Source organism: Paenibacillus zeisoli (assembly GCF_003994465.1).
Classification (GTDB): domain Bacteria; phylum Bacillota; class Bacilli; order Paenibacillales; family Paenibacillaceae; genus Fontibacillus; species Fontibacillus zeisoli.
The window spans coordinates 604,165-629,801 of record NZ_RZNX01000001.1; the positions used below are offsets into that span (position 1 = coordinate 604,165).

29 protein-coding genes are annotated in these 25,637 nt (G+C 45.5%); 4 read left to right on the forward strand and 25 right to left on the reverse strand.

The genetic code is table 11. The features are described 5' to 3' along the window. Positions 1-12 precede the first annotated feature (12 nt). From EJP77_RS02815 to metH, 9 genes are all read right to left on the reverse strand, one after another. Positions 13-933, reverse strand: coding sequence for an SAF domain-containing protein (locus tag EJP77_RS02815; protein WP_127197643.1), 921 nt, complete (start codon positions 931-933; stop codon positions 13-15). Then, positions 933-2,447, reverse strand: a complete 1,515-nt coding sequence (locus EJP77_RS02820) for a serine/threonine-protein kinase (protein ID WP_127197644.1) — start codon at positions 2,445-2,447, stop codon at positions 933-935. Before EJP77_RS02820 ends, EJP77_RS02815 begins: the two co-directional genes overlap by 1 nt. A 187-nt stretch (positions 2,448-2,634) precedes the next feature. Next, entirely contained in the window at positions 2,635-3,699 is a 1,065-nt protein-coding gene (locus tag EJP77_RS02825; protein WP_127197645.1) for an SAM-dependent methyltransferase, read from the reverse strand. 59 nt (positions 3,700-3,758) lie between these two features. Next, a complete protein-coding gene (locus EJP77_RS02830) occupies positions 3,759-4,109 on the reverse strand; it encodes a cyclic-phosphate processing receiver domain-containing protein (protein WP_127197646.1) in 351 nt (116 codons plus the stop codon). Between the two features lie 33 nt (positions 4,110-4,142). Further along, positions 4,143-4,997: a deoxyribonuclease IV gene (locus EJP77_RS02835; RefSeq protein WP_127197647.1), complete on the reverse strand. Its 855-nt coding sequence runs from the start codon at positions 4,995-4,997 to the stop codon at positions 4,143-4,145. After that, on the reverse strand, positions 4,987-5,802 hold the full coding sequence (locus tag EJP77_RS02840; protein ID WP_127197648.1) for an Fpg/Nei family DNA glycosylase: 816 nt from the start codon (positions 5,800-5,802) through the stop codon (positions 4,987-4,989). The genes EJP77_RS02835 and EJP77_RS02840 overlap by 11 nt, the downstream gene beginning before the upstream one ends. A gap of 28 nt (positions 5,803-5,830) precedes the next feature. After that, the gene (locus EJP77_RS02845; RefSeq protein ID WP_127197649.1) at positions 5,831-6,622 is read right to left on the reverse strand and encodes a TIGR01457 family HAD-type hydrolase; all 792 of its coding nucleotides are present in this window, start codon (positions 6,620-6,622) and stop codon (positions 5,831-5,833) included. 221 nt (positions 6,623-6,843) lie between these two features. Continuing rightward, positions 6,844-7,776 carry a ribonuclease Z gene (gene rnz / locus EJP77_RS02850; RefSeq protein WP_127197650.1) on the reverse strand — a complete coding sequence of 311 codons (933 nt, stop codon included), beginning with the start codon at positions 7,774-7,776 and terminating at the stop codon, positions 6,844-6,846. A 97-nt stretch (positions 7,777-7,873) separates the two neighbouring features. Next, the gene (gene metH, locus EJP77_RS02855; RefSeq protein WP_127197651.1) at positions 7,874-11,314 is read right to left on the reverse strand and encodes a methionine synthase; all 3,441 of its coding nucleotides are present in this window, start codon (positions 11,312-11,314) and stop codon (positions 7,874-7,876) included. A 192-nt stretch (positions 11,315-11,506) separates the two neighbouring features. Here metH and EJP77_RS02860 point away from each other — a divergent pair, with 192 nt between their 5' ends. Further along, positions 11,507-12,049: an acireductone dioxygenase gene (locus tag EJP77_RS02860; RefSeq protein WP_127197652.1), complete on the forward strand. Its 543-nt coding sequence runs from the start codon at positions 11,507-11,509 to the stop codon at positions 12,047-12,049. Between the two features lie 101 nt (positions 12,050-12,150). Here the strand turns inward: EJP77_RS02860 and EJP77_RS02865 are convergent, their stop codons facing one another. The 6 genes from EJP77_RS02865 to EJP77_RS02890 all read right to left on the reverse strand — a co-directional run bounded on the left by EJP77_RS02865 (position 12,151) and on the right by EJP77_RS02890 (position 15,660). Further along, positions 12,151-12,549 (reverse strand): FixH family protein, encoded by a 399-nt coding sequence (locus tag EJP77_RS02865; protein ID WP_246021648.1) that lies wholly within the window; start codon positions 12,547-12,549, stop codon positions 12,151-12,153. Then, entirely contained in the window at positions 12,546-13,352 is an 807-nt protein-coding gene (locus tag EJP77_RS02870) for an HAD family hydrolase (protein WP_127197653.1), read from the reverse strand. Before EJP77_RS02870 ends, EJP77_RS02865 begins: the two co-directional genes overlap by 4 nt. 16 nt (positions 13,353-13,368) lie before the next feature. Beyond that, positions 13,369-13,884 (reverse strand): hypothetical protein, encoded by a 516-nt coding sequence (locus tag EJP77_RS02875; protein WP_127197654.1) that lies wholly within the window; start codon positions 13,882-13,884, stop codon positions 13,369-13,371. 31 nt (positions 13,885-13,915) lie between these two features. Further along, on the reverse strand, positions 13,916-14,908 hold the full coding sequence (locus EJP77_RS02880) for an aldo/keto reductase (protein WP_127197655.1): 993 nt from the start codon (positions 14,906-14,908) through the stop codon (positions 13,916-13,918). 87 nt (positions 14,909-14,995) lie between these two features. Beyond that, positions 14,996-15,169 (reverse strand): DUF896 domain-containing protein, encoded by a 174-nt coding sequence (locus EJP77_RS02885; protein ID WP_127197656.1) that lies wholly within the window; start codon positions 15,167-15,169, stop codon positions 14,996-14,998. Between the two features lie 125 nt (positions 15,170-15,294). Continuing rightward, a complete protein-coding gene (locus EJP77_RS02890; RefSeq protein WP_127197657.1) occupies positions 15,295-15,660 on the reverse strand; it encodes a LysM peptidoglycan-binding domain-containing protein in 366 nt (121 codons plus the stop codon). 186 nt (positions 15,661-15,846) lie between these two features. Between EJP77_RS02890 and lexA the strand changes: the two genes are divergently transcribed. Further along, positions 15,847-16,473 (forward strand): transcriptional repressor LexA, encoded by a 627-nt coding sequence (gene lexA / locus EJP77_RS02895; RefSeq protein WP_127197658.1) that lies wholly within the window; start codon positions 15,847-15,849, stop codon positions 16,471-16,473. 70 nt (positions 16,474-16,543) lie between these two features. Here lexA and lepB read toward each other — a convergent pair whose 3' ends face one another. The 3 genes from lepB to EJP77_RS02910 all read right to left on the reverse strand — a co-directional run bounded on the left by lepB (position 16,544) and on the right by EJP77_RS02910 (position 17,666). Beyond that, the gene (gene lepB / locus EJP77_RS02900) at positions 16,544-17,098 is read right to left on the reverse strand and encodes a signal peptidase I (protein WP_127197659.1); all 555 of its coding nucleotides are present in this window, start codon (positions 17,096-17,098) and stop codon (positions 16,544-16,546) included. A gap of 95 nt (positions 17,099-17,193) precedes the next feature. Continuing rightward, the gene (locus EJP77_RS02905) at positions 17,194-17,382 is read right to left on the reverse strand and encodes a hypothetical protein (RefSeq protein WP_127197660.1); all 189 of its coding nucleotides are present in this window, start codon (positions 17,380-17,382) and stop codon (positions 17,194-17,196) included. Beyond that, positions 17,358-17,666, reverse strand: coding sequence for a pilus assembly PilX N-terminal domain-containing protein (locus EJP77_RS02910; protein WP_127197661.1), 309 nt, complete (start codon positions 17,664-17,666; stop codon positions 17,358-17,360). Before EJP77_RS02910 ends, EJP77_RS02905 begins: the two co-directional genes overlap by 25 nt. A 140-nt stretch (positions 17,667-17,806) precedes the next feature. On the opposite strand from EJP77_RS02910, the gene EJP77_RS02915 reads away from it, so the two are divergent. Together EJP77_RS02915 and EJP77_RS21070 are read left to right on the forward strand one after the other, a co-directional pair. Then, positions 17,807-18,382: a nucleotidyltransferase family protein gene (locus tag EJP77_RS02915; RefSeq protein WP_127197662.1), complete on the forward strand. Its 576-nt coding sequence runs from the start codon at positions 17,807-17,809 to the stop codon at positions 18,380-18,382. A 96-nt stretch (positions 18,383-18,478) separates the two neighbouring features. Beyond that, a complete protein-coding gene (locus tag EJP77_RS21070; protein WP_425464219.1) occupies positions 18,479-18,682 on the forward strand; it encodes a DUF6199 family natural product biosynthesis protein in 204 nt (67 codons plus the stop codon). Positions 18,683-18,724: 42 nt separating this feature from the next. On the opposite strand, the gene glnA is transcribed toward EJP77_RS21070, so the two are convergent. From glnA to EJP77_RS02950, 7 genes are all read right to left on the reverse strand, one after another. After that, complete coding sequence (gene glnA, locus EJP77_RS02920) at positions 18,725-20,053, reverse strand: type I glutamate--ammonia ligase (RefSeq protein WP_127197663.1); 1,329 nt, start codon at positions 20,051-20,053, stop codon at positions 18,725-18,727. 33 nt (positions 20,054-20,086) lie between these two features. Beyond that, positions 20,087-20,500, reverse strand: coding sequence for a MerR family transcriptional regulator (locus EJP77_RS02925; RefSeq protein WP_127197664.1), 414 nt, complete (start codon positions 20,498-20,500; stop codon positions 20,087-20,089). 82 nt (positions 20,501-20,582) lie between these two features. Next, the gene (locus tag EJP77_RS02930) at positions 20,583-21,836 is read right to left on the reverse strand and encodes a methionine gamma-lyase family protein (RefSeq protein ID WP_127197665.1); all 1,254 of its coding nucleotides are present in this window, start codon (positions 21,834-21,836) and stop codon (positions 20,583-20,585) included. 57 nt (positions 21,837-21,893) lie between these two features. Then, a complete protein-coding gene (hflX, locus tag EJP77_RS02935) occupies positions 21,894-23,183 on the reverse strand; it encodes a GTPase HflX (protein WP_127197666.1) in 1,290 nt (429 codons plus the stop codon). 42 nt (positions 23,184-23,225) lie between these two features. Beyond that, a complete protein-coding gene (locus EJP77_RS02940; RefSeq protein ID WP_127197667.1) occupies positions 23,226-24,215 on the reverse strand; it encodes an AAA family ATPase in 990 nt (329 codons plus the stop codon). 116 nt (positions 24,216-24,331) lie between these two features. Continuing rightward, on the reverse strand, positions 24,332-24,952 hold the full coding sequence (locus EJP77_RS02945; RefSeq protein WP_127197668.1) for a YdcF family protein: 621 nt from the start codon (positions 24,950-24,952) through the stop codon (positions 24,332-24,334). Next, positions 24,939-25,502 (reverse strand): ribonuclease FAU-1 family protein, encoded by a 564-nt coding sequence (locus EJP77_RS02950; protein ID WP_127197669.1) that lies wholly within the window; start codon positions 25,500-25,502, stop codon positions 24,939-24,941. The genes EJP77_RS02945 and EJP77_RS02950 overlap by 14 nt, the downstream gene beginning before the upstream one ends. Positions 25,503-25,637 lie beyond the last annotated feature (135 nt).

The following is a 25,637-nucleotide window of genomic DNA, read 5'->3' on the forward strand; positions in this document are numbered from 1 at the left end:
TTATCCCTCCATCTAAGGTTTAGTATTTGAATCTCTGCTCGCATCTTCACCGGATTGGCGGCTCTTTCCAGGCTGCTCTGCAGCTTGTAGATACTCCACCTGTTTACCTTCAAATTCTGAAGTGGTCTGTGGTGTTAAGGCGCTTAGATCCTGCTCAAGCAGTGCCCTTGAAGTATGGCTGAGCCCCTGTTCCGCACGCTTTAGAATATTGGGATCTTTTGCAATTAACTTTAACACCTGATCATTGGCCGGGTAGGTGGGAATAGCAGACAGCTGAAGTTCAGGTTCAACATAGGTAAGTGCATAGATGGAAGCTTTATGTAAGTAGGCGTCAACCACCGCGCTGGACAAAGAGAGAATCTCTGGCTCAGTTAAGGTTAAAGTTAATGTGGAAGACTTTAAATCCTTCACTTTCTTTTTCGATAAAATGATGTAATCTTGACCTGTAGGAAACTGAATTCTCACATCAATAACATCTTTCGACTTGAGAACCGCAGGTATCTTTACGAAGCTGATCTCGCGATTACGCAAATCATTAGTCGCTGCTTCAGCCTCATAGAGCAGTGAGTCTGTGACCAAAGTGCTCGGCTTTAGCGTAATCTTGGTGATCTTCCCTTCTATATTCTCCCTAGATGAGACAACATCGCTTGGAACAAGATCTGATGGAAATTCTTTTTGCTCAAGATCAGATAAGCTCAGTTTCTCACCTGCCTCAATTTGGCGGGCTGCCACCCATCCTTGGATAATTTGCGCTGACTTCACCTCCTTAAGCCGCTTAATTTCAGATTCATATCTTTGTTCAACGGCTTTCTCTGTTTGTGTAATATGGTTCTGGTTCATGATGAGATAGGCGATGAACATGATAATCACTATTCCTGCACCCGACACAGCGGAATACATCAAATGTTTGGTTTTCTGTCTTAATCTCAACATTAAATTCCTCCTCTCCACATTCTCTTGAATCCTAACTTAAAAAATCGCGTTGTTTTTTCTTTGCCGATGATGGTTCTACATACATTCTCCATCACTGAGACCGATTCATCAGAAGGATGAAACGGATCCGTTTCATGCGGAAATGGAAGCAATCTGGAAGTCCCGAGCTTCTTTCGTAAATGCTGAACCACCGGCATGGGTGCCGACGGGATTGCGTAGATCCATTTACTTTTTGAATAGGAAGCCGACATCCGGCAGAAGGATAGAATATCCTGAAACCTCCATTCAGCGCCAGAACCGATCACAAGCGAGAGGTCCGCCCGAAGAAACTCTTCAAAAGTCTCCTTGCTTCGATCACTCCCCAAATCCAAAATAACCAAGCCATCCTCACCGGAAATTAAGTCCAACATTTCCATCCTGGTTGGTCTCCGGTAATAGTGAACCCCCTCAATCGTAAAAGTTCTCTCTGCGGATGCGGCTCCGCTTCCCTTGGACTTGTAGGCTGCTGCTTGCAATCTGGAGAAGGCATTCGATTTGTCCATAAGTTCAAGAAGTGTGACATTTTTAAAATGTTTAGATAAAGAATAGGCAAGCATGATGGCTGTATGCGTAGTTCCAACTCCGCTCGATACGCCAATCACTGCAATTACTTTTGTTCTGGAGGTCTCCGACTTCTCGTTCTGTATCCTATTGATAAAGGTATGTTTGATCTCTAGTTGAAGAGCCTTTCTGACTTCACGTACGGAGGCATAACGGTTCTCCGGTTCATATTGCAGCAGCTTCTGAATGACCTTCATTAGCGCGTTCGTAGTATTCTGTTCAGCATCTATTCTAAGTAACTGTAAAGCCTCGGGCCTCCACTCACTCAGCTGACCACCTGTAACCAGATACAAAAGCAAAGCACCGAGTGAGTAAAGATCCGTTCTTGCGTCCGTTTGCTTCCCTCCGTACTGTTCAGGGGCTGCAAAACCAACTGTGCCTAGTTTCACCGTGTCCTCTGGCTGATCTACCTTGAATTGCCGAGCTATACCAAAATCAATAAACCGGATGTTGCCCGCCTGATCAACCATTAAATTCGAAGGTTTTAAATCCCGGTATACTATAGGAGGATCATAGTTATGCAGGTATTCGAGTCCTTCGCATATCTGCCCAGCAATATGTAGAACCATCTCTACATTAAGGCGGCTGTTGATTTCCGCAATATAGTTCTCCAACGTTACTCCATCAATAAAGTCCATAACCAAATAGGTATAACCCTCATCATTAGGTGGAAAAAAGTCCACAATATGCGGCAATCGAGGATGATTGAGTCGTATCAGCAGTCTGGCTTCTTCTTCTAGCTTGGCATTCTGCTCGGATACCGTTAATGTCTCTTTAATTGCCCATTTCTTATCTTGAAGCTTTAAATCTGAAGCACAATATACATGGCTCATCCCCCCACAAGCTACCCATTTGTCAATCTGATATCTACCTCCAAGGATGGCACCCGGCTCCAGCTTAGAAGGAAAATGCAATAGATCTTCTCCTTTCTTGACCAACACAAAAAAGGGAAAGCTCCAAGCACTCCGGCATGTTCGTCATTTAACGAAACCGAAGACTTGGGATACTTTCCCTAAGCGGTCTTTGTATAATATTGGAATTAGTATAGAGCAGATACCATCTAAAGTAAAGTTAAAATTTAATTGAAATTAATTAAGTATATTAATATTTAACCATATACAATGTTATCTCATCTCGGTTGTGGAACAGCTGTTTTGCCCTCTGGATCTGCAGATTTGCTTCTTCAAACGTGTCCATCACTTCTCTAATTAGTGCAAGCGGCTTCTTACTCAGCAGCTTTACTGTGACTATGGCAGTCCCTCCAGGTACGAGGCTGTACAGCAAGGCGGTAACCAACTTCGCGGTCAGCTTAGGACTCCAGCTCATATCACATACCAATAGATCGAATTGGTTCTCCCTAAATTTAACGCTGTCTGCATTCTTGTTCAGATAAGTCAATCTGTCCGACTCCATTAAGGAAGGATGCATCTTCGCAGGGTCAACAGCCGTGACTCGAAGTCCACGTTCCAAGAGGAATGAAGTCCATCCCCCCGGAGCGGCACCAATATCAAGTGCCTCTTTAAACGCTGTAAAATCAATTCCGAATACCCGTTCAGCTTCAAGCAGCTTAAACTTGGCTCTGGAGATTTGTCCTTCTTCTTTCTGGAATCTTACTGCCCCTCCATTCCAATCCGACAAATTATCTTGAGGAGAAGAAATACCTGCATAAAGGGCCTTATCTGTGGCCAGGACTGAGACTATCAGCTCGGCTTCTTTGACCACGAATTCATGCACAAGCTCTTTCAGCCCTTCTTGAATCTCATCCTTCAAATCCGTAGAGGTACCTTCCCAGGAATCCTGACCGGCTTTACGCGCTTGTACTGTCACTTGAGCTCCCCGTAGCTCCGGTAAGTGCTGAAGACAGGCAGTTAATTGGAGCATTGCGTTGTCTTTATTCCCTTCAACGATACCGATCTGATATTGAACAGGGAATATATGTCTAAGAAAGATAGGCTGCTCCATGCGGAGCCTCTCAATTGCTTCCTGACTAGATACATCTAGCGTCCCCAGGAAGATTTCACCTGGCAAAAGAACGGTACTTTTTACCGAACCGAACTTTCTCCTTAGTTCTTCTTGTGCATAAGGTGCAAACCCATGATTAGCCGTGCAAATAAATCGGGATGATATCCCGGTTGGTGTGTTCTCAATTTCATCTTGACTATTCAAAAGCTCTTAACCTCCAGTAAATTGCATTGCAATGCGTGTTGTCATGCTGCGCCGACTGCTTATTTAGTCTTCTTAGCCGTGTCATAAGCGATCTCATCCAGACGGTCAAAAGGTATCGGTCCGTTATGAAGTATGACATGGTCCGGCTTGCAGGTATAAAGAGTTTCATACATGCTCATTTTCCCATGCAGACTTGAGGTGTGAAGGTATATTTCTCTTGCAAATAGCCCCTCTTTGGCCATTACTGCCGCCACCTCGCCACCCGTCATTCCATCAGGACCCATATCATAATCAAGTGAAAGGATATCAACCTGAGTTGTACGTAATACCTCAAGACACTCCTGACCGCTTCGTACCAAGGTGAACCCTGCAGGACAACGCCGCATATCATCCATATATAAGTGGATCACATTTGTTCTTCCTTTCCCCAGTTGCGTAATCAGCTAAGCTTCAGACCAACGTCTTACCTGCTCCATATCCCACGTATATGTACCGTCTTCCCCAGTTTCACTTTCGAGGATGAAGGCTTTCTCTTTAATTTCTTCTGCCGCCAGCAGCTTTTGAAACCCGGCTTCACCAATATATCCTTGGCCAACTCGCTCGTGCCGGTCCTTACGGGAGCCATACGGATACTTAGAGTCATTTAGATGTACAGCCAGCACATGATCCCAGAAGCCCAGCTCTCTTCCCTTGGCAATAAAGGAGTCATCTTCTGCTCCTCTCCAGACCCCTGCTCCAAATGCATGACAGGTATCCAGACAAAAGCCGATTTGTTCGGGTGTTTCACACAATTTGCGAATCTGGACCATTTCCTCTATCGTCATTCCCATGTCCCCATGGTCGCCAGCCTGATTCTCAATGAGCAGCTTCGCGTTACCCTGCCAGCCCTTAAGAATCTCATTAATACATTGTATAACATTTTTGTATCCTTGTAAGGGGTTTCCTGCCCTATAAATTCCAAAATGCACAACGATTCCCAGCGAACCGCACGCCTCTGCGATTTCCAGATCATTCCGCAACGAAGCTACAATTTTGTGATAAGCAGCAGACTCAGACTCGGAATCAACAGCCAGATTGCTCGGGTAAGGAGTATGGGCTACAGAAATTATTCCTCTTTCATTACACCATAGCTTACATTTCTCCGCATCTCCTGGATCAAAATGCTTAATTGTAAGACTGCGCGGATTCTTGGGGAAATATTGAAATGCTCCGGCGCCCATGGTAGAAGCAGTCTGCGCAGCGTGAAAGTATCCTCGGCGAATACTGAGGTGCCCGCCAACCTTAACTCTACTTGTCATGCTGACATTTTGGACAGTAGAACACTTTTCTACCGCCGATCTCACTCTTCTCGATCACTCCATCACAGCGAATACAACCTTCACCTTCCCGATCATAGACCCGGCAAAGATCATTAAATCCTCCGGTAAGCTTATCTTCTTGTGTTAAAGGAAGTTCCATGTAACCGCCATGCTCTATAGCGTGATGAAAAACAGTCCTTGCTGCTTCATAAATTCGGGCGAGATCCTCCTCAGACAAGTTCTGGATTTTGGCTGATGGTCTAAGCTGGGCCTCAAAGGCAATCTCATCCGCATAACAATTCCCAATTCCGGCAATAACGTGCTGGTTAACCAGGGTGCTTTTGAGAGCACCACGCCGTTTGCTGAACAATTGAATAAATTTATCCTGATTCATCTTCCTGTCCATTAATTCCGGTCCTAGATCCGACAAGAATTCATCTGTCTCTTTGGCGCTATAAAGATGCAAATAACCAAGCCGGAGGCCAATGAAATACAAGGTTTGTTCTCCAAAACTAAGCTCTACTTGCGTACTTCGATTAGGCCTATCTTCTTCAGTTCCTAAGTATAGCAATCCACCCAGCATTAAATGCAGCAGCAGACGGCGGCCGCTATCTAGATGGAAAAGCAAATGCTTGCCGCGACGCTCTATGAAGATTATCCGGCGTCCGGTAACCTCCTGGATAAAGACTTCGGGTTCTTTGTTGATTGACTTCTCCCTGTTAATTACGACCTTTGTGATTGGTCGGTCAAGGATGAGTTGAGATAATTGTATTCGGTAATTGTCCATCTCCGGAAGTTCCGGCATTGTGCATCTTCCCTTCGTTATTCGACTCTCATCTTGTAATCAGCTGTCTGAGTTCATGGAGATCTGAGCAGATCATGTCAGGCTTCACACCTGTACTTGACAGGAATGTATCCAAATTGTCCGGTGTGGTAACTCCGGTTAATGTCAGAATCGACCCGCACCCTGCCTTTACTCCTGCTGTAATATCAGTGAGCATATTATCTCCGATAACCGCTACATCTTCCGGCCGTAATCCGAGACGATCTATAGCAAATTTCATCAATATGCCCGAAGGCTTGCCGATCACAATAGGGTCAGCACCGGTTGCAGCCTTGATTGCTGCGGATAGAGTCCCTGCACCGGGAAGCAGACCATCCTGAGAAGGTAACAGCAGATCCGGATTCGTTAAAATATACTTGGCGCCGCCGAGAATCCAGCGGGCAGCCTCGGTCAATTTTTCATATGTAAATGAGCGGTCAATGCCTTGGACCACATAATCGGGATACTCATTGGTAAGCTGTAATCCCGCTTGTTCCAGAGCGATTCTAAGACCCTGTTCACCAACTGCAGCCACTCGGCTTCCTGGTGCGGTCTCAGCAATATATTGAGCGGCCGCTACAGCTGAGGTACACACCTGATCGGCGACCGCCGGAATTCCCATTCCGCTTAAATGCGCGGCTACATCTTCGGGTGTCCTCGATGAATTATTAGTGACAAACAGCAGTGGGATGCCTCTATCGTTAAACTCCCGGATTAGCTCGTCAGCCCCTGGAATCATCTGTGTTCCATGATAAAGTGTACCATCCAAATCGATCAAAAAAGCTTTCCAGGCTTCATTCAAGTGGGTTCTCTCCCTTAGTTCTTTCCCATTTCTAATCCCATTGTAAAAGAAAGAGGCGGTGCGGGCAAATTCATTAATTTCCCGCTTTCCGCTGGAGACCTAACCTATTTGCGTCGAACTCTATCGAAGGTTGAGACTATTTACATTGGGACAACGAAAAACTTTGCAGCCCGATGTCATTTCCTGCGCTTTCCCGGAAAATAATTCACGGTATTTCCTGCCTAAAGCTGTTCATCCCGGGCTACAACTACAAGTTCATGTTCTTTGGCGAGCCTTGTATTAGGGAATATCACACGAGCTTCATCTAGCAGCAGCCCAAGCTGTTCATCGTCCTTGTAACGGGAACTGAAGTGAGTGAGCACCAGTTCTTTGGCGTGTGCGGCAGAAGCTGTCTGGGCAGCCTGAACAGCTGTACTATGGTGATAGTTATATGCAGTCTCAGCAAGTTCATGTAAAAAAGTAGCCTCGTGGACAAGCAGATCAGCGTCCTTTGCAAGCTGAATTGCCGCCGAGCAGGGTCTAGTATCCCCAAGGATGGTTATAATTCTGCCTTTTTTGGGTACCCCCAGCACATCCTTGGCGTGGACCGTTCCCGATCCTGTCTCGATACTCTCCCCTCTCTTGAGCTTTCCATAAAGTGGCCCAGGCTTAACCCCTAGCTTTGTAAGAGCCTCAAAGTCGAGGCGGCCAGGTTTATCCAGCTCCGTAACCCGATAACCGTAGCTATCGATGCGATGTTCTAGCAGAGCAGACTCCACGCGGAAAGTTTCATCTTCGAATATCAGGCCCCCGCTATGCTCCTTCACAATGAGCTCATAATTAATATGTGACTCACTGATTCCCAGTGACATTCTTACATATTGTTCAAGCCCTTTAGGTCCATACAGTACAAGCGGGGTGTCTCCCCCCTGATAAGAACGGCTTGATAGGAGACCCGGAAGACCAAACAAATGATCACCATGCAGATGAGTAATGAATATTTTCTCCAGCTTACTCAGCTTTAGAGGTGACCGGAGTACCTGATGCTGAGTCCCCTCCCCGCAATCGAATAGCCAAAATGACCTTCTCTCTTCGAGCATACGCAAGGCCAGGGAAGTGACATTACGCTGCAGCGAAGGGACACCTGCATTGGTTCCCATGAAGTAAAGTTCCATCTTCTCAACCTTCTTCCCTATACTTGGTTAATTGCTAATGTAGCAAAAATCCCCCGTTACCCGGAGGATTTTGCGGCCATCTCTATTGTATTGTAACTTAAGCCTTCTCTACGTTGAAATATTGTGCTTCCGGATGGGCGAAGACGAGGGCTGATACTGATGCCTCTGGCTCCATCATAAACCCTTCCGTAAGTTCAACACCAATATCTTCGGGCTTAATCAGATCGAACAGCGGCTCCTGAAGCTCTAGATCAGGACATGCTGGATATCCGAAGGATACCCGGATTCCTTGATATCTTGCACCATGACGCTGTTTCATGGTCATGTCAGCAGGATCCGGGAAGCCCCAGCTGTCTCTCATAATATGGTGTACGCGTTCAGCCAATCCTTCTGCAATCTCAAGGGCTGTAGCCTGGACAACATGAGAACGTAGGTAATCGCCTTTATTTTTCCACTCTTCTGACAATTGCCTTACTCCGTGTCCTGCAGTGACGACCATAAAGCCGACATAATCCATAACGCCGCTGTCTACACTCTTCAAAAAGTCAGACAAGCACAAATGAGGTTCCACTCTTTGACGCGGGAAACTAAAGGTCTTGAGCACCTTGCTGTGATCCTCTGGATCGTAGATCAAGATATCATTCCCGCTGGACTGAGCCGGGAAGAATCTGTAAATGGCATGTGCCTGAATAATCTCATTCGTCAATGCCTCATGAAGCACTTGATCTACCGTTTCTTTCAGTTCAACAGCTTTAGGATCATGGGATGCGAGCAGCTGCTCAACCGAGCCTCTAAGCCCTAGGTGATGACCCAGAAGCATCTGCATATTTACGTAAGGAATAATATGGCTGATTGGATAATTTCTCATTACATGACGATCGAGATCTGGCGGCAAATATACCGGAGCCTCTTGAGAGATATTGGAACGGACAGCACGGGTAAGCTCTGGCAGAGCTGTCTTAACAACCTCCTGCTCCCCTGCTTCTTTCTCTGCTTCAAATTCCAAGCGCATCTTCTCTCTGGAAGTCGGATCCATTAGCTTGTTGGCCAAATCAAGTCCGTCCATGGCATCTTTAGCATATACAACCAACCCATTGTATTCCGGCCGAATACGAGTCTTCGTGAACTTACGGGTTAAGGCGGCGCCGCCTACCATGATCGGCACATCAATTCCAGCATTTCTTAGATCCTGCGCCGTCGATACCATCTGTTGAGCGGATTTAACCAGGAGACCGGACAGGCCGATCGCATCGGCTTTTTGCTCACGGAAAGCTTCAATTATACGTTCCGGTGGTACCTTTATGCCCAAATTGACAATATCATAACCATTGTTGGAAAGGATGATCTCAACCAGGTTTTTGCCGATATCGTGGACATCGCCTTTTACGGTTGCGAGCATAATCCGTCCTTTTACCGAAGACTCATTCTTCTCCATAAATGGCTCAAGATAAGCAACGGATGCTTTCATTACTTCAGCGCTCTGAAGCACTTCGGCAACAATCAGCTCGTTATTGTTAAACAGCCGTCCGACCTCTTCCATTCCTGCCATGAGGGGCCCGTTGATCACTTCTAGAGCGGTATACCGGCCTAGAGCTTCTTCTAGGTCAGGAAGCAGACCCTCCTTGGTTCCTTCTACCACATAGGAGGCGAGTCTCTCTTCAAGAGACAGATTGCTGATCTTCTCCTTCTTCTCCACCTTCTTATTGCGGAAAGCCGCTACAAAAGAGGCAAGTGTCTGATCATTGGTATTGTAGATAAGCTCTTCAGCGAGCTTGCGTTCTTCTTCAGGAATAGAAGCATAACGCTCAACCTTCTCGGTATTCACAATTGCATAATCTAGGCCAGCTTTCGTGCACTCATACAAGAACACAGAATTCAGTACTTCACGTCCAGCTTCCGGTAAACCGAATGAGACGTTACTGATCCCGAGGACGGTATGACATGATGGCAGTGCTTCCTTGATCAGACGAATTCCCTCAATGGTCTCCTTAGCGGAGCCAATATACTGCTCGTCCCCGGTTCCTACCGGGAATACAAGGGGATCAAAAATAATATCTTCGGCATTCAGACCATACTTATTTACAAGCAGATCGTGGGAGCGAATAGCTACTTCCAGCTTGTCCTCTCTCGTAATAGCCTGTCCCCGTTCATCAATGGTACCGACTACGATAGCCGCCCCGTATTTATGAATAATCGGCGTAACCTGCTCGAATTTTTCTTCACCATCTTCAAGGTTAATGGAGTTAATTATTGATTTCCCCTGACAATATTTAAGCGCCAGATCAATCACTGCTGGGTCCGTGGTATCGATCATCAGAGGCACCTTGACTTTCTTAACGACCAGCTCAAGGAACTTCTTGATGTCTTCCGTCTCATCCCGGTCAGGATCCTGTACACAGACGTCAATAACCTGGGCACCGCCCTTCACTTGAGCACGAGCTATCTCAGATGCCTCTTCATACTTCCCTTCAACTATAAGCCGTTTGAACTTCCTGGAACCCAGTACATTTGTTCTTTCTCCGATCATGTAAGGACGATTGTCCGATTCAATATATACGGGTTCAATACCTGATATAGCCGGAGGATGCGTTACCTCATCCATCTTGCGGGGTTCGTACTGCCCCATTTTCTCAGCCATCGCAGAAATGTGCTCAGGGGTTGTTCCACAGCAGCCCCCCGCAATATTGAGCCAGCCCTTCTCGGCAAAGGCTGCCATCTTGGTTGCAAGAGATTCTGGAGATTCGTGATAGTTCCCATTCTCATCGGGAAGGCCGGCATTGGGATAACAACTGATGGCTGTATTCGCCATATCCGAAAGTGTGCGAATATGATCACGCATGAACTCTGGACCCGTCGCACAGTTAAGTCCGACCGATACCGGATTCAAATGTTCAAGAGATACATAGAACGCTTCAATATTTTGTCCAGCAAGTGTAGTTCCCATCGGTTCGATGGTTCCCGAGATCATTAAAGGCAGAGTAATCCCCGTAGCTTCATATGCACGCCGAATTGCGATACTTCCTGCCTTTACATTTAACGTATCCTGAGACGTTTCTAACATCATTGCATCTACGCCAGCTTCAATCAGTGCAACTGCCTGCTCTTCATAACTTGAAATTAATTCGTCGAAGGTAACGCCCCCCGTTACTGAAAGCGTCTTGGTCGTGGGACCCATGGCGCCAACAGCATAACGCGGATGTTCTGGAGTAGAATATTTATTAACAGCATCAACCGCAAGTTTGGCCGCAGCCAGGTTAATCTCACGGGCTTTATCTTGAATATCGTACTCGGCTAGGACTACTGAAGCTCCCCCGAACGTATTCGTCTCTATTAAGTCCGCTCCTGCTTCAAGATATTTCTCATGAATACGGGAGATGACATCTGGACGCGTAAGAACAAGCATTTCATTACAACCATCAAGCTCTTCTCCACCGAAATCTTCGGGTTTTAGGTCCTCTTGTTGAATCATGGTTCCCATGGCCCCGTCAAGGATCAATATTTTGTCTCTCAATCTGGATTGCAGACTTGGCTTAATCAAGATTTCATCCCCCCTGTAAAACGCTAAAATTAAGTGTAGCAGAATCAATCGCTTTAGGAAAGGGATTGTATTCATTTCAGTCTCGTTGAAAACGCTTGAAAAGATCGGGTTATCCTCTTAAATAGGGGGTCGACACACCATCTTTAATCCTTTATAATTCTAACTATATATCAAAGAAAGGGGAGTAATCCCATGGCGGAAATAAGAATTAGAAAAACGAACGAAATTATATCTGGTGAAGAGAACGTTCGCAATTTCCTTAATCAATTTGAGGTCATTTACGAACATTGGGATGTCAACAAACTGCCAGCACATTTGCAGGAAAATTTCTCCCTGACGGACGATCAAAAGGCTGAAGTACTTGCAACGTTTGATACTGAGATCAAAGATTTGGTTGCACGCCGCGGCTACCGTACTTGGGATGTCATTACTCTTTCGGAGGCTACTCCTAATATTGAAGAATTGCTAGCTAAATTCGAACAAATTCACACCCATACCGAGGATGAGATTCGTGCGATCGTCGGAGGTGCTGGAACTTTCGTAATCAAAGGATCCGATGAGATTGGTTACTTTGATGTGAACCTGCTGCCAGGTGATCTAATCTCCGTTCCAGAGAATACCGTGCACTTTTTCACTTTGACTGATGACCGTAAAGTAGTGGCTATTCGTCTGTTCGTGGAAGAGAATGGCTGGATTGCTCATCCTTTTGAAGATCCTTCTTTCCAAAAGGCTTAATTTAAAGCCAACACGTAGATAATTTATAATATGAACAAAAAGCTGTTTACCTCATCTGAAGATGAAGCAAACAGCTTTTTATTATGGCTTTCCGTTCAATTCTATTTCACATCAAATACGGCTGAAGGCATCGAGTGCTGACTATCTGCGGTTACATGAGAAATGACATGATAGGAACCAGCTTCACTAAAAGACTTAACCATGACATACTTCCCATCTCCCGCTGAAGTTACAGTAACTTTGCTGTGCTTCTCCGAGCCGTCTTTCCAGAATTCGAAAGTGACCTCTTGAGCTTGATCGACATTTGACCCACCTTGGGTAACTTTCGCTTCAAATGACATTTTCTCATTCACCTTCACGCTCGTTGGGGTAACGGTTAACTTAACCTCTATCGGTTGCGGCATCTCATTAGCCTCATGATGGGTATCCTGCCCACATCCTGAAAGCAGTAGAACTAAGCTGATTAACGCTGAAGCATACCTTAAGCGTAATAATCTCAACTAGCCCTACCTCCTAGACTGTCAATAATGCCATGTAATTCATAAAGATGTTTGATCTCGTAATCAGGAATGATTTCGTCTGTCCGGGTTTTGCCATCGCGATTCACCCATACCGAATGAATGCCTGCACTTAATGCTCCCTTAATATCCGTAGTCAGCTTGTCGCCAACCATAAGAGCCTCTGAAGCCTTCACACCAAGCAGGGACAAAGCATGTTCAAAAATGCTAGGATCCGGCTTTCCTCTACCGAAGGAACCCGAAATAATGATTTCATTAAAGTAAGGAGCTAGCTCAGGAACACCATCAAGCTTCTCCTGCTGAAGTGCAGGACAGCCGTTCGTTAGCAGCAGAAGCTTTACCTGTCCCTTCAGATCATTAAGAATTTGAAAAGTTTCTTCATAAATATGCGGACGTGAACGACGTTCTGCACCGAATTGTTCAGCAAGCTGTCCGGCGAGCTCCTCATTATTGATGCCTAGGGCAAGCAGCCCACGATTCCATGATTCCTTACGATAGACTGGAGCAAGCTTTTCCATTGCACGGAATTCAGGCTGATCCCCAGCGTTAAAGTTCCCCCACAAGCCTTCAAATGGGTTAATTCCGATCATTTTGGTGAAAGAAAATGTCTCGTATGATTCGTATAACGCTCTAGCTTCCTTACGAACAGATTCCTCCAACTGTGTTGCATTGACTCCGGTAATTTCTGCAGCTGTCTTACATGTAAATTCAAAAGCTTCAGCTATACTACGCTCATCCCACAATAGTGTATCATCAAGATCAAAACAAACGGCCTTTATCGACATTGTAATTCCCCTTTTATTAATGATTCTCTACTGTAATTTTGTTCAGTCTTCCAAATTCGGTCAATCTTGCTCCCATTGCCTCTGTATTGAATCGGTTACGTGAGCGAAGGAATGTCCACTTCTGCGCGTTTCCATTAGGAACTATGGTGACAACACCCTCGCTAAGAATGATCTTTTGAATACTATCAGCTGACAACATCCGATCACGATTAAACTTGGAAGTATACAAAGCATTTTTCCCAATTCGCAAATAAGGCTTCCTAATAAAGGTGATCACACCAAGCAGGATATACAATCCAATTGTAAGCCAGTACAAGAAGGAATTAATATCGCTTCCGCCTCCTATGAAGCCGAGTGATCCATAAACCACCCCGAACAAAATGAGAAGTGAAGGTAAAATAAAATTACGCCCTCTGAATGTTTCTCCTTCTCCACTAAGACCCATTTTCCCAGGCTGAATTCCCTGTTTCTTCTGCTGCATCAACAACTTTTGTTTGTTTTTCTCAACCTGTTTCTCAAATGAACGCGCCATACTTCTTTCTTTCCTCCTCGATAATCTGCTGTTAAATCTGTCTCTTGAATTTCCGTATGAAGCGATCAGGATACTCGCTAGGAAGGCTGCTTACCTCATCAAGCAGATCGCGGTGTTCAGCCGTAAGCTCGAAGTCAACAGCGCCAATATTCTCATTATACTGATCAAGCGTACTTGCTCCAAAAATTGGTGAGGTGATGCCCTTATGACCCATCAGCCAGTTCAGCGCGACCTGTGAAGGAGTTCTGTCAATTTCTTTTGCAATCTTGACGACTTGGTCCAGAATTTCAAAATTCTTCTCTGATGCGCGGTATTCCCACGAGCTTTCACCACCGTTGGCCGCGCTCAATCGTCCTTGCGTAGGCTTTTCTCCCTGCTTATACCTATTTGTAAGAAATCCACCGCCAAGTGGAGCCCACGGGATTATCCCTACATTCTCTTCAAGACATAAAGACATCATTTCCCTGTCGGCCTCGCGATTAAGCAGACTATACTGCTGCTGAAGTGATACGAAGCGGACGTATCCTTTGGCTTCACTTACAGCAAGACTCTTCATCAGCTGCCAGGATAAATAGTTCGAGCAGCCAATATACCGAACCTTTCCTGATGTGACCAGATCATCCAGAGCACGAAGCGTCTCCTCTACAGGGGTTGCTTGATCCCATACATGAATCTGATACAGATCAATGTAATCTGTTCCAAGACGTTTAAGGCTTGCATCAATGCCGTCCATAATATGCTTACGGGAAGATCCCTGACCGTTCACATGGCCCTCGGTGGGCATACGGACCTTGGAAGCCAAAATAACTTCGGATCTGCGGTTATGAATACTCCTGCCTACAATTTCCTCTGACCGTCCGCCTGTATAGACATCCGCGGTATCAATAAAATTTCCTCCATGATCAAGGAACCTGTGGATCATTTCCTTCGAGTCTTTCTCATCCGTAGTTCCACCAAAAGTCATAGTTCCCAAGCAAAGACTTGATACGGCCAATCCGCTTTTGCCTAGATAGGTGTATTTCATGAAATATCCTCCTTATCATTTAGGGATTCCACCGACAATGCGACATTCATACGCCGATTATGTACTTCCGGCACAAGGCCGGATGTTTTATTTATCTACAATTTCTATAGAATCCAATTGTTGACGGAAATTCCTGCGGATATTTTGCAAGTAGATTTCCCGAAGCTCTGCTCTCTCAAGCGTTTCTTCCTCATTCAATCCGGATTCTTTATGTTTTCGCGCAAGTTCATTAATGCGCTGTACTAAGCTATCGATATCCATAAGAGACTCCTCCTTCAGTTAAGGCATTAACTCTTACTTTGACATGAGAAAAAGAGCTTGTCAAGGAGCGTGAAATCCTTGAAAAACTCTCTAAGTTGCACTTGATTCTTTTATCCAAAATTCTATCAATATGAAGGGATGAGTAGTACATCCCCAGCTTGTACTTCACTGCTGGTCAGTTGGTTCTCTTCCTTAATATTACGTATTATGTCACGAATGTCTTGGTCTGGTGTCTTATTAGCAGAAGCGATACTCCATAATGAATCGCCTGGCTGCACCACAACCTGAAGAGGTTCAGCAGAACTGGAATGGTCGACTGAGGAAGCAAACGCAGTAATCATCCCTGTTGTTGTAATAGCAATAAACAATACAAGGGCTGCAACTCTTACGAATATAGCTCTGGTTATAAACTCTTCCAGATTAAATTTATTTCGATTAGGCTCAGTTGGAATTACTTCATGAATACTTTGGTATGTAGAATATCTTAACATTATCACTCACTCCAAACGTTTGTTCTTGTTTTATGAAATCAATATAACACGAACATTTGTTTCGTTCAATAGTTTTTTAGAACAATTGTTCGCTATATTTTTTCAATGATTTAGAACTTACGTTTGTACGAACGGTAGTTCTATGTTATAATTTTTCCAAACGTTACTAAATGGGGTTGATATAATATGTCGAAAGTATCCAGTCGTCAACAGGCGATCCTTGAATTTATACGAAATGAAGTCAGAATGAAGGGCTACCCCCCTTCTGTAAGAGAAATAGGAGAAGCGGTTGGACTAGCTTCCAGCTCGACAGTTCACGGTCACTTGGACAGGCTCGAGAAGAAAGGCTTCATTCGTAGGGACCCTACGAAGCCCCGGGCAATTGAACTGCTGGGCCAGGAGGATTCGGATAATTATAATCTGTTCGCCCACACTGTTGCACGTGTACCTGTGGTCGGTAAAGTCACTGCGGGTGTACCTATTACAGCCACAGAGAATATCGAAGACTACTTTCCACTCCCCAACCATTTCGTTGGTGACAAGGAGATTTTCATGCTTTCCGTCATGGGTGATAGTATGATTGAAGCAGGTATTCACAACGGTGACTTTGTTATCGTCCGTCAGCAGCAGACTGCTGAGAATGGCGATATCGTTGTAGCTATGACAGAGGATGACGAAGCTACGGTGAAGACCTTTTATAAGGAAAGAGATCATATCCGGCTACAGCCAGAGAACCCTACGTACGAACCGCTGCGCCTTAAGCATGTTACCATTCTGGGTAAAGTCGTAGGCTTGTTCCGTGACATTCACTAAAGTTACACTTTTATATTCATAATGACAGAAGAGGATGCCTAGTGGCATCCTCTTCTTGACTCTCAGTCTACTATTTAATCTCTTCTATCCCCATGATGTGGTCGAATGGGATCGGTCCAATCTCTCTGCTATCTTTACTATTATTCCTGTTATCTCCTAATACAAAGATGTGATTATCTGGAATTACCCATTTGCTGTCCTCAGACGGATTCATTTTCTCTTTGATATAAGGTTCTACTAATGCTTCACCATTCCGGTACACCTGTTGATTCTTGATCTCGATCACATCCCCTGGCTTCCCGATCACCCGCTTTATAAAGAAAGTGTGATCCTCATTGGCGCCACGAATTAGCTGAATCAATGGGTGCTCAAGTACACTGTCCATAAAGGAGCGTTCCCGATTCACCCTGCTGTCAATAACTACAATATCCCCATAAGCAGGCATATGCGAGAATGTCCGAGCAAGCTTGGAAGTGTAGACTCTTTGTGTATCATCAAGAGTGGGCTCCATAGACTGACCAACAACCTTATAGGGTTGGAATACAAAGATACCGATAAATAGACTTAGAACGAATGCAATAGCAATTGCCGGAATGTAACTAGTAATCACTTTTAACATTTTCATATACTTTTGGACATCCTCCTTTTAACTTGTTAAGGAAAGTATAACATTTCCAATTTTAACAATACAAATTTCTCCTGCTTACCTTCTATTTCTTGTTAATCTTCGTCTGAACTTCGGTAAATAAGGTTCTTAGCAAAATGGTTCTTTCTTACCTCCGTCTGAATCTCCCGCGATAAAGATCGATAACGTTCTATAGACAGTGCGATACGTCGTGAAGCCTGATCCAGGTCAGCCTCCTTGCGACGATGCCGCTGTAGTATTATTTCGATCCATCTGGACCACATGAAGAATCACTCCCATCAGACTTCTCCACTTTCTTGATGCTCTTAAACACATCCAGTACCGGTTCCCACAATTCCTCTCTTTCTTTGTCCAGAATGGCCTGGAGCCGATCCCGATCCTCTTCTGCCTTCTCTAGCAATCTTCTGGATACCAAATCTCCTTGTATGATCATTCTTACTAGGACAACCAAAATCATGAGCAGGATAAATGTAAGCACAACCGCCAGACCATATCTCTCAGCGAGCGGCAAAAGCTTCTCCATGGTTGTTAGCTCACTGGATTCCATTTTACTTCCCCCTGTCCAACAGAGTTATACTATATTGTATGCCACTACTAGAGTAAGAGAGATAGTCATATCTTCTATACCAATAAGATTTTTTGATTTATAATGTTTGGAACATACGTTCTAAAAAGAGGAGGCTTCAAGTGATCATACATACTGAAGAGGATGTAATCCTGCTTGTGAAACAAGATAAGTGGTTAATGGATATTCTAAGAACGGCAGCTCAGTTACATTTACCAGATTGGTGGGTCTGTGCAGGTGTTGTACGCTCGAAGTTTTGGGATGTGCTTCATGGTTACCAGGAACCAACTCCTGCTGCCGACATTGATGTGATTTACTTTGACCCTTCAAACCTCGATGAAGAGAACGAGAAGGTTCTGGAACACAGATTAGCAGAGCTTCGACCTGGCCTGCCCTGGTCTGTCAAGAATGAAGCACGCATGCACAAGGTCAACAATCTTCCCCCTTACCTTTCAAGTGTTGACGCCATTTCCAAATTTCCCGAGACAGCTACTTCAATTGGAATTTCATTAAGCTCGGTTGGAGAAGTTTTGCTGACTGCCCCTTGGGGAGTTCAAGATCTTGTTCACCTTCGCGTGAAGCCAACCCCCTTCTTTAGGGCCGCACCGAACGGAGCACAGATTTACGAACAGCGTATCGCTCAGAAACAATGGACACGTCAGTGGCCAAATCTGTCGATCTTCGGTATGACTGATTAAAAGCAGTGCCTTTTATTGGAGTAAAGAGACTAAAGATAAATTCCTGGAACTATTTCCCTGACAGATCGTTGTACATGTAAAGAGGGGGAATGCTTCGTGTTGCTATTTATTGGAATTATAAGTTTGTCTCTTGGTCTAGTTCATTTAATTAAGCCTAACTGGGGTTGGTACATTAATGAAGGTTGGAAAGTTGAAGGAGATTCTGAGCCGAGCGAGGCATACTTGGTTATGGCCCAATTAGGCGGGATCGTCGGAATCGTAGCTGGAGTAATATTATGTCTAGTTGGAATTTCTAATTAAAAAGAACCCCTGACGCTAAATGCGCCAGGGGTTCTGTCTATCTTAGTACAAAGTAATGTATTGGTCACGTTCCCATTGGTGAACTTGTGTGCGGAACATATCCCACTCGATTTCTTTGAGTTCATAGAAGTGGGAAAGCGCGTGATCACCAAGTGCTTCAGTTACCACTTCACTGCGGATCAACTCTCCAAGAGCTTCCTTCAGATCGGATGGAAGGCTAGGAATTCCTTCTTCCACACGCTCTTCCTCGGACATTACATAGATGTTACGGTCAATTGGATCAACGAGAGGAATCTCGTTCTTAATTCCGTCAAGACCTGCTTTGAGCATAACAGCTAGTGCAAGGTAAGGGTTAGCAGCCGGATCCGGGTTACGAACCTCTACACGAGTTCCCATACCACGAGAAGCAGGAATACGAATCATAGGGCTGCGGTTACTGGAAGACCAAGCTACATAACAAGGCGCTTCGTAACCAGGAACCAGACGTTTGTATGAGTTCACTGTAGGGTTAGTAATCGCTGCAAAAGCACGAGCGTGCTTCAGGATACCAGCCATGTAATAACGGGCAGTTTGGCTAAGACCCAGAGTGTCACTTTCCTCATAGAAAGAGTTCACATCGCCTTTGAATAAGGATTGGTGACAGTGCATACCGGAACCGTTAACACCAAACAATGGTTTCGGCATAAATGTCGCATGAAGTCCATGCTGACGAGCGATTGTTTTTACTACCAATTTGAAAGTTTGGATTTGGTCAGCTGCTTTCACAGCATCCGCATATTTAAAGTCGATTTCGTGCTGCCCAGGTGCAACCTCGTGGTGGGAAGCTTCGATTTCAAAGCCCATTTCTTCAAGAGTGAGAACGATCTCACGGCGGCAGTTCTCCCCAAGGTCTGTAGGTGCAAGGTCAAAGTAACCACCTTGGTCATTCAGCTCCATGGTAGGGTTGCCTTTCTCATCTGTCTTGAACAAGAAGAATTCCGGTTCAGGACCAACGTTCATGGAAGTGTAGCCAAGTTCTTTGGCTTCCGCCAGGTTACGCTTCAAGATTCCGCGTGGGTCACCTGCAAAAGGTGTTCCATCCGGCATATATACATCACAAATGAGGCGTGCAACACGATCTTCAGTTACCCATGGGAAAATGACCCAAGTCTCAAGATCCGGATATAGGTACATATCGGATTCTTCAATGCGGACATACCCTTCAATGGAAGATCCGTCGAACATCATTTTGTTATCGAGTGCTTTAGGCAGCTGACTTACAGGAATCTCAACATTCTTGATGGTTCCAAGCAAATCTGTAAATTGCAAACGAATGAAACGGACATTTTCTTCCTTGGCAATACGAAGAATATCTTCTTTAGTGTAACTCACTTTACCCTCTCCCTTTGTGATTAAATTTAATGATTATTGCTTAAAAAACCGTGATAACTCACCTTGAATCAGGGATACCTGACCTGGTCTCTTGCCGCCTGTAACGAGTTCCTGCTTGAGCATACGATAGAGCTGTGAGTCCGTCAAAACCTTGCGTTTCTCCTCAGTGTCGTTCGTAATTACTGTAGCTTCCTGTGATTCTTTGTTCACCGGATTCATTACCTGCTTAATCCCCGCAATGTTGACGCCTTTGTCAATCAAAGCTTTGATCTCGAGCAAACGCTCAACATCATTGAATGAGAAAAGACGTTGATTACCGGAAGTTCTCGCCGGTACGATTAGCTGATGCTGCTCGTAATAGCGAATCTGACGGGCCGATAGATCAGTAAGCTTCATTACGATACCAATTGGAAACAAGGCCATATTTCTACGAATTTCATCACCCATCGCTCTCAACCTTCCACTTAATTAATCATAATCCCATTCTATGTCATATTGCCTCACAGTGTCAAGCGTATGTAAGGAATGCTTACAATAAATTATGATCAATCATATTTTGAAGAGCGGTAAGAATCCCGTACTTCACGTGAGAATAGGTCAGACCGCCTTGCATGTAAGCAATATACGGCTCACGAATAGGTGCATCCGCAGACAACTCAAGACTGCCGCCCTGAATAAAGGTTCCTGCTGCCATGATGACAGGGTGTTCGTAACCAGGCATGTCCCAAGCTTCAGGAACCACATGACCGTCCACCGCTGCTGCCCTTTGAATTCCCTGGACAAAAGCGATCAAGTGCGCAGACGAAGAGAACGCAATGGCCTGGATTAGATCCGTTCTCGGTTCATCCCATCCGGGCTTGCTCTCAAAACCTGCTTGTTCAAATACAGCTGCTGCAATGACACTTCCTTTAACAGCTTGTCCAACAATAGTGGGAGCAAGGAACAGCCCTTGATAGATCCCTCTTGTTGTACCCAGCATGGCGCCTACTTCCCCGCCAATGCCTGGAGCAGTTAACCGATATGCAGCGAGCTCGACGTATTTGGCTTTGCCGCAGATATAACCTCCTGTCTCGGCAAGGCCGCCTCCGGGATTCTTGATGAGTGATCCCGCAATTAGATCGGCGCCCACTTCCGTGGGCTCCCGATCTTCTGTAAACTCACCATAACAGTTATCCACGAAGACGATGACATCCTGCTTAATTTCTTTTACACGCTTAACCATCTCTTCGATCTGGTCAATGCTGAATGACTCTCTCCAATCGTAGCCCCGTGAACGCTGGATCCCGATTACTTTCGTGGCTGGCGTGATCAAATTGGTTACCTGGTCCCAATCCACACCGCCATGATCAAGAAGCGCAGCTTCCTTATAAAGGATACCATAGTCCCCAAGGGACCCGGTACCGTCTCCAGGCTTACCAATCACCTTGTGAAGCGTATCGTACGGACGTCCCGTAATATACAAAAGTTCATCCCCAGGTCTCAGTACACCAAACAGGGCTGTAGCAATAGAATGTGTTCCTGAAGCAAAATGCGGCCTCACTAATGCGGCTTCCGCCCCAAACACATCCGCATAGACAAGATCAAGGACCTCACGTCCACGATCGTTATAGGCATATCCGGTAGAGCCGGCAAAGTGAAAGTCACTCACCTGGTGCTTTTGAAATGCTTCAATGACCTTCCACTGATTAGCATCGACAATCCGGTCGATCGCCTTGAACCTTGAATCCACCTTCTTCTCGGCTAGTTCCATCCACTGTATAACTTGATCTGAAAATACGGCCATCCCCATTATCCTCTCGTTATCCCATTAGCTGTTGTAGTTGCATATATATATCCGTGATTATGAACGCACTTCATATTCCTTTAACAAGTAGCCGCTCTTCTCATAATCCGCCTGGTTTAACCTAACCTCGAACAACAAATCGTCTTCCTCGAAATTCTGCCCGATCACCTCGCCTACTCTGTAAATTACAGAGCTGAGATCCCCGCGTGCAGCGGGAATGCGGAAAGTTACCGTTTCACCAGTTAATTTATCCTGAATGATCTCTCGAATGCTCTCCAAGTCTTTATCGTCATAAGCACTTATCTTGATATGATTCTCATCGGCCGGCAGTAGCTCCAGCTGTTCTGGTGTGCAAAGATCCTTTTTATTGAACAGAACCACCTGTGGGGTACTGCTTGCGCCCAGATCATTCAAGATCCGGTCCACGACTTTCATCTGCTCATCCCGCGTATCTGAGGAAGCGTCAACCACATGAAGAATCAGATCCGCCTCATTAGCTTCCTCCAAGGTCGCCCTGAAGGATGCTACGAGATCATGGGGAAGATTCTGAATAAACCCTACGGTATCCGTCAAAACAACCTCTTTGCCACTAGGCAGGATCAAAGCCCTGGAAGTCGGGTCCAGCGTAGCGAAGAGTTGGTTCTCGATATACACGTCAGCAGCAGTGAGCTGCTTGAGAAGTGTGGATTTGCCTGCATTCGTATATCCTACAAGCGCCACCTGCACAACCCCGTTCTCCTTACGGCGTTCCCGGTGCAGCTTGCGGTGTTTGGTCACCTCGTCAAGCTGTGCCTTCAGCTCACTAATCCGATTACGAATGTGTCTACGGTCCGTCTCAAGCTTACTTTCCCCTGGGCCCCGGGTCCCGATGCCGCCACCAAGACGAGACAAATTCTTGCCATGCCCGGATAGCCTAGGCAGCAAATAACTATGCTGTGCAAGCTCAACCTGAATAATCCCCTCACGCGTCTTGGCTCGCTGGGCAAAAATATCAAGGATGAGCTGTGTTCTGTCAATGATTTTGACATCAAGTGTTTCTTCCAGATTGCGCACCTGTGCGCCAGATAGCTCCTGATCGAAAATTGCCGTGTTGGCACCCAGCGCATCAATCGCAGCACGGAGTTCTTCCACCTTCCCTTTTCCGATGAACCATCTTGTATCCGGGGTTTCCTTATTCTGTACAATTACATCTGCAATCTCCACGCCTGCAGTCTCCGCTAACTGAACGAGCTCATTTAACGAATACTCGGGATCTATTCCACTCCGCTTGACTTCATTGGTGACAAGACTAACCAGCACTGCTTTATCCGGTAGGGTAGTCTTCGTTTCGTAGGTTGAATTTCTCATCGATCATTGCTCCCTTGTTGCGACAACGATATAGTGTAAGGTCTACTTGTTACTATTCTTGTCAAATTTAAAATCCTCTGTGCGTATCGTCATTAGTTCAAGCTTGCCCGGAGACCCGCTCGAATATTGATTCAAAAGTCGAACTGCCTGGTGACGAATCGAACGCTCAATTATATTGCGAACATATCTGCCATTGCTGAATGCATGAGGACTTTCATTCTTTTCTGCAGCCAAATGCTGCCTAAGTTTGAGTATCGCCTGCGGCATAAGGATATAATCACGCTCTTTGACCATACTTTCCGAGATTTGTATCAGTTGATCAATGGAATAATCGGGAAAATTAATCTGGATCGGGAAACGGGAGGGGAGTCCCGGGTTAGTATGAAGAAAGAATTCCATCTCGTCGGAATATCCGGCCAGGATCAATATGAACTGATCCTTATAATCCTCCATAGCCTTAACAAGGGTATCAATGGCTTCCTTGCCAAAATCCTTCTCCCCGCCGCGGGCCAAACTGTATGCCTCATCTATGAATAGAATACCGCCTAATGCTTTTTTAACCAATTCACGCGTCTTCTGTGCAGTATGTCCGATATATTCGCCAACCAGGTCGGCTCGTTCCGCCTCGATAAAATGACCTTTACTAAGTACGCCCATCTTCTGAAACATCTTGGCAACAATGCGTGCAACGGTTGTTTTCCCTGTTCCTGGGTTACCTTTATAGATCATATGATAGACTTGAGAGCCTGCGAGCAGACCGGCTTCTGTCCGAAGCTGCTTAACCTGGAGTAAAGCGAATATTTCGAATACCAGTTCCTTAATGTTCTCTAGGCCAATTAATTGATCCAGTTCCTTCTGAATCTCAGCAAATACTCCTTGATGCTGTCCTGCGTTCTTAGAGATTGCTGCAGGCTCAGCGTCTGGAAGTGTCTGCGAGATAACCGGAGGTTCACTACTTCGTAGAATGACATTGATCTGTCTGGATGGTCTCTCCTCAGAACGGCCGCCAGCGGCCACAACACGCCCTTGCATGCGGCATCACCTCTTCTTAGAGTAGGGAGCAGATAACTACTATAAGAGTTTATTCCGGCTATGTGCTGGTTATTAGAAGTTTGTCATGGAGATGCAATAAGTCCATCTTCACGAGCTTATAAATCAAGCGGTATACCCAGCTTATTCAGTGTCCATTTGGTATAAGCCAGAATTTCTCTAAAATGATTGGGCACCTTTGGGAGCACCTTGGATTCTACCAAGGAAAGCTGAGGATCTATGTAGTTAAGAGATTCTGCAATTTCCTTAGCCCGTCTACCGTGATAAGTATGAGTAATAATGACTGCAGTACGAAGCTGATGCTCCTCCATGATTCTCCTGCTGAATAGAAGGTTCTCGTACGTATTGGTCGCTTTATTCTCAAGCAGGATAGCCGTGCTGGGAACTCCCTGCTTTCGCAAGTAGTTCGCCATACCCTCCGCCTCAGTATATCTCGATTTCGTTGTATCCAGTCCTCCTGTGAGGATGAAGTAGCGGAAACTGCCCGCATGATACTCCTTCAAACTTTGTTCTAGCCTTTCTCTAAGCCCCGGACTAGGTACATCCCCCCATAGGGCTGCACCCAGCACAATTCCGGCATCTGCCTTCTTATACGCCATTGTGGAACCCAAGCCGGAGATCTGAATCCATGCGTAACCCAGCCAGAGACATACCAGTACGGCCGCAATAATAACACCGCGCATCACCTTGGTGACTACACTAGGCTTATTTGATGGCATCGTTATTATCTCTTTCCTCAAGAAATCCGCTACGCCGATGTTCCAAGGACATTAGAAAAAAAGGAAAGGTATGCGCGTCAATGGCATGAAGCAGCTCTCTCGTAGTCTGGGCAGCTAATTCATAATCTTTTGGCGAGATTAGTCTCTTAGCCAGAGCGTCATCCAGCTCATCCTGATCGAGCAGAAATACTTCCCCATTCTTAAGAACAACAATGTCCAGGTAGAGATCATCGAACCACGGCACACCCTGATCCGTAATCCCCTGACTTTTGCAAATATCTATATACCATTCAATAATTTGCTGTTTGTCATCAAACATGGCCGTCACGATGAAATTTGAGCCCTTGGGATAGTACTGCAACCAAGAGTAGCCTTTATCAGCAATTCTAAAAGTATGGGTGCCGTATGATTTCCAAAGCGGCTCCTTCAATGCTTGTATGCTGTACAATGTAATGTATCCGGTAAAATTTTCACTTTCCACATAACGTGATGTGAACTGGCGCCGGGTCACACGGCGCCAGTTCGCCCGGTCTCCAAATTTTCGCTTCATGAAAATTACCCTTTCACTCTCTTCTTACATTCAGCTTACCATATTTCTCTAACACGCACCAAATCAACACTTTCTCACTTTCCTGGATCACAAAAAAGCCCCGCAATCACTAAACGTGATCACGAGGCCCTAAGC

Excerpts from the sequence above, each read along its gene's own strand:
- EJP77_RS02840 (WP_127197648.1), bottom strand. The coding sequence starts at position 5,802 with ATGCCGGAACTTCCGGAGATGGACAATTACCGAATACAATTATCTCAA.
- EJP77_RS02890 (WP_127197657.1), bottom strand. The coding sequence starts at position 15,660 with ATGTTAAGATATTCTACATACCAAAGTATTCATGAAGTAATTCCAACT.
- EJP77_RS02910 (WP_127197661.1), bottom strand. The coding sequence starts at position 17,666 with ATGGAATCCAGTGAGCTAACAACCATGGAGAAGCTTTTGCCGCTCGCT.
- EJP77_RS02860 (WP_127197652.1), top strand. The coding sequence starts at position 11,507 with ATGGCGGAAATAAGAATTAGAAAAACGAACGAAATTATATCTGGTGAA.
- lepB (WP_127197659.1), bottom strand. The coding sequence starts at position 17,098 with ATGAAAATGTTAAAAGTGATTACTAGTTACATTCCGGCAATTGCTATT.
- hflX (WP_127197666.1), bottom strand. The coding sequence starts at position 23,183 with ATGAGAAATTCAACCTACGAAACGAAGACTACCCTACCGGATAAAGCA.
- EJP77_RS02945 (WP_127197668.1), bottom strand. The coding sequence starts at position 24,952 with ATGCCATCAAATAAGCCTAGTGTAGTCACCAAGGTGATGCGCGGTGTT.
- EJP77_RS02940 (WP_127197667.1), bottom strand. The coding sequence starts at position 24,215 with ATGCAAGGGCGTGTTGTGGCCGCTGGCGGCCGTTCTGAGGAGAGACCA.
- EJP77_RS02870 (WP_127197653.1), bottom strand. The coding sequence starts at position 13,352 with ATGTCGATAAAGGCCGTTTGTTTTGATCTTGATGATACACTATTGTGG.
- EJP77_RS02815 (WP_127197643.1), bottom strand. The coding sequence starts at position 933 with ATGTTGAGATTAAGACAGAAAACCAAACATTTGATGTATTCCGCTGTG.
- EJP77_RS02885 (WP_127197656.1), bottom strand. The coding sequence starts at position 15,169 with ATGGATATCGATAGCTTAGTACAGCGCATTAATGAACTTGCGCGAAAA.
- EJP77_RS02835 (WP_127197647.1), bottom strand. The coding sequence starts at position 4,997 with ATGACAAGTAGAGTTAAGGTTGGCGGGCACCTCAGTATTCGCCGAGGA.
- EJP77_RS02925 (WP_127197664.1), bottom strand. The coding sequence starts at position 20,500 with ATGGGTGATGAAATTCGTAGAAATATGGCCTTGTTTCCAATTGGTATC.
- rnz (WP_127197650.1), bottom strand. The coding sequence starts at position 7,776 with ATGGAACTTTACTTCATGGGAACCAATGCAGGTGTCCCTTCGCTGCAG.
- EJP77_RS02880 (WP_127197655.1), bottom strand. The coding sequence starts at position 14,908 with ATGAAATACACCTATCTAGGCAAAAGCGGATTGGCCGTATCAAGTCTT.
- EJP77_RS02905 (WP_127197660.1), bottom strand. The coding sequence starts at position 17,382 with ATGTGGTCCAGATGGATCGAAATAATACTACAGCGGCATCGTCGCAAG.
- lexA (WP_127197658.1), top strand. The coding sequence starts at position 15,847 with ATGTCGAAAGTATCCAGTCGTCAACAGGCGATCCTTGAATTTATACGA.
- EJP77_RS02875 (WP_127197654.1), bottom strand. The coding sequence starts at position 13,884 with ATGGCGCGTTCATTTGAGAAACAGGTTGAGAAAAACAAACAAAAGTTG.
- EJP77_RS02930 (WP_127197665.1), bottom strand. The coding sequence starts at position 21,836 with ATGGCCGTATTTTCAGATCAAGTTATACAGTGGATGGAACTAGCCGAG.
- EJP77_RS02950 (WP_127197669.1), bottom strand. The coding sequence starts at position 25,502 with ATGAAGCGAAAATTTGGAGACCGGGCGAACTGGCGCCGTGTGACCCGG.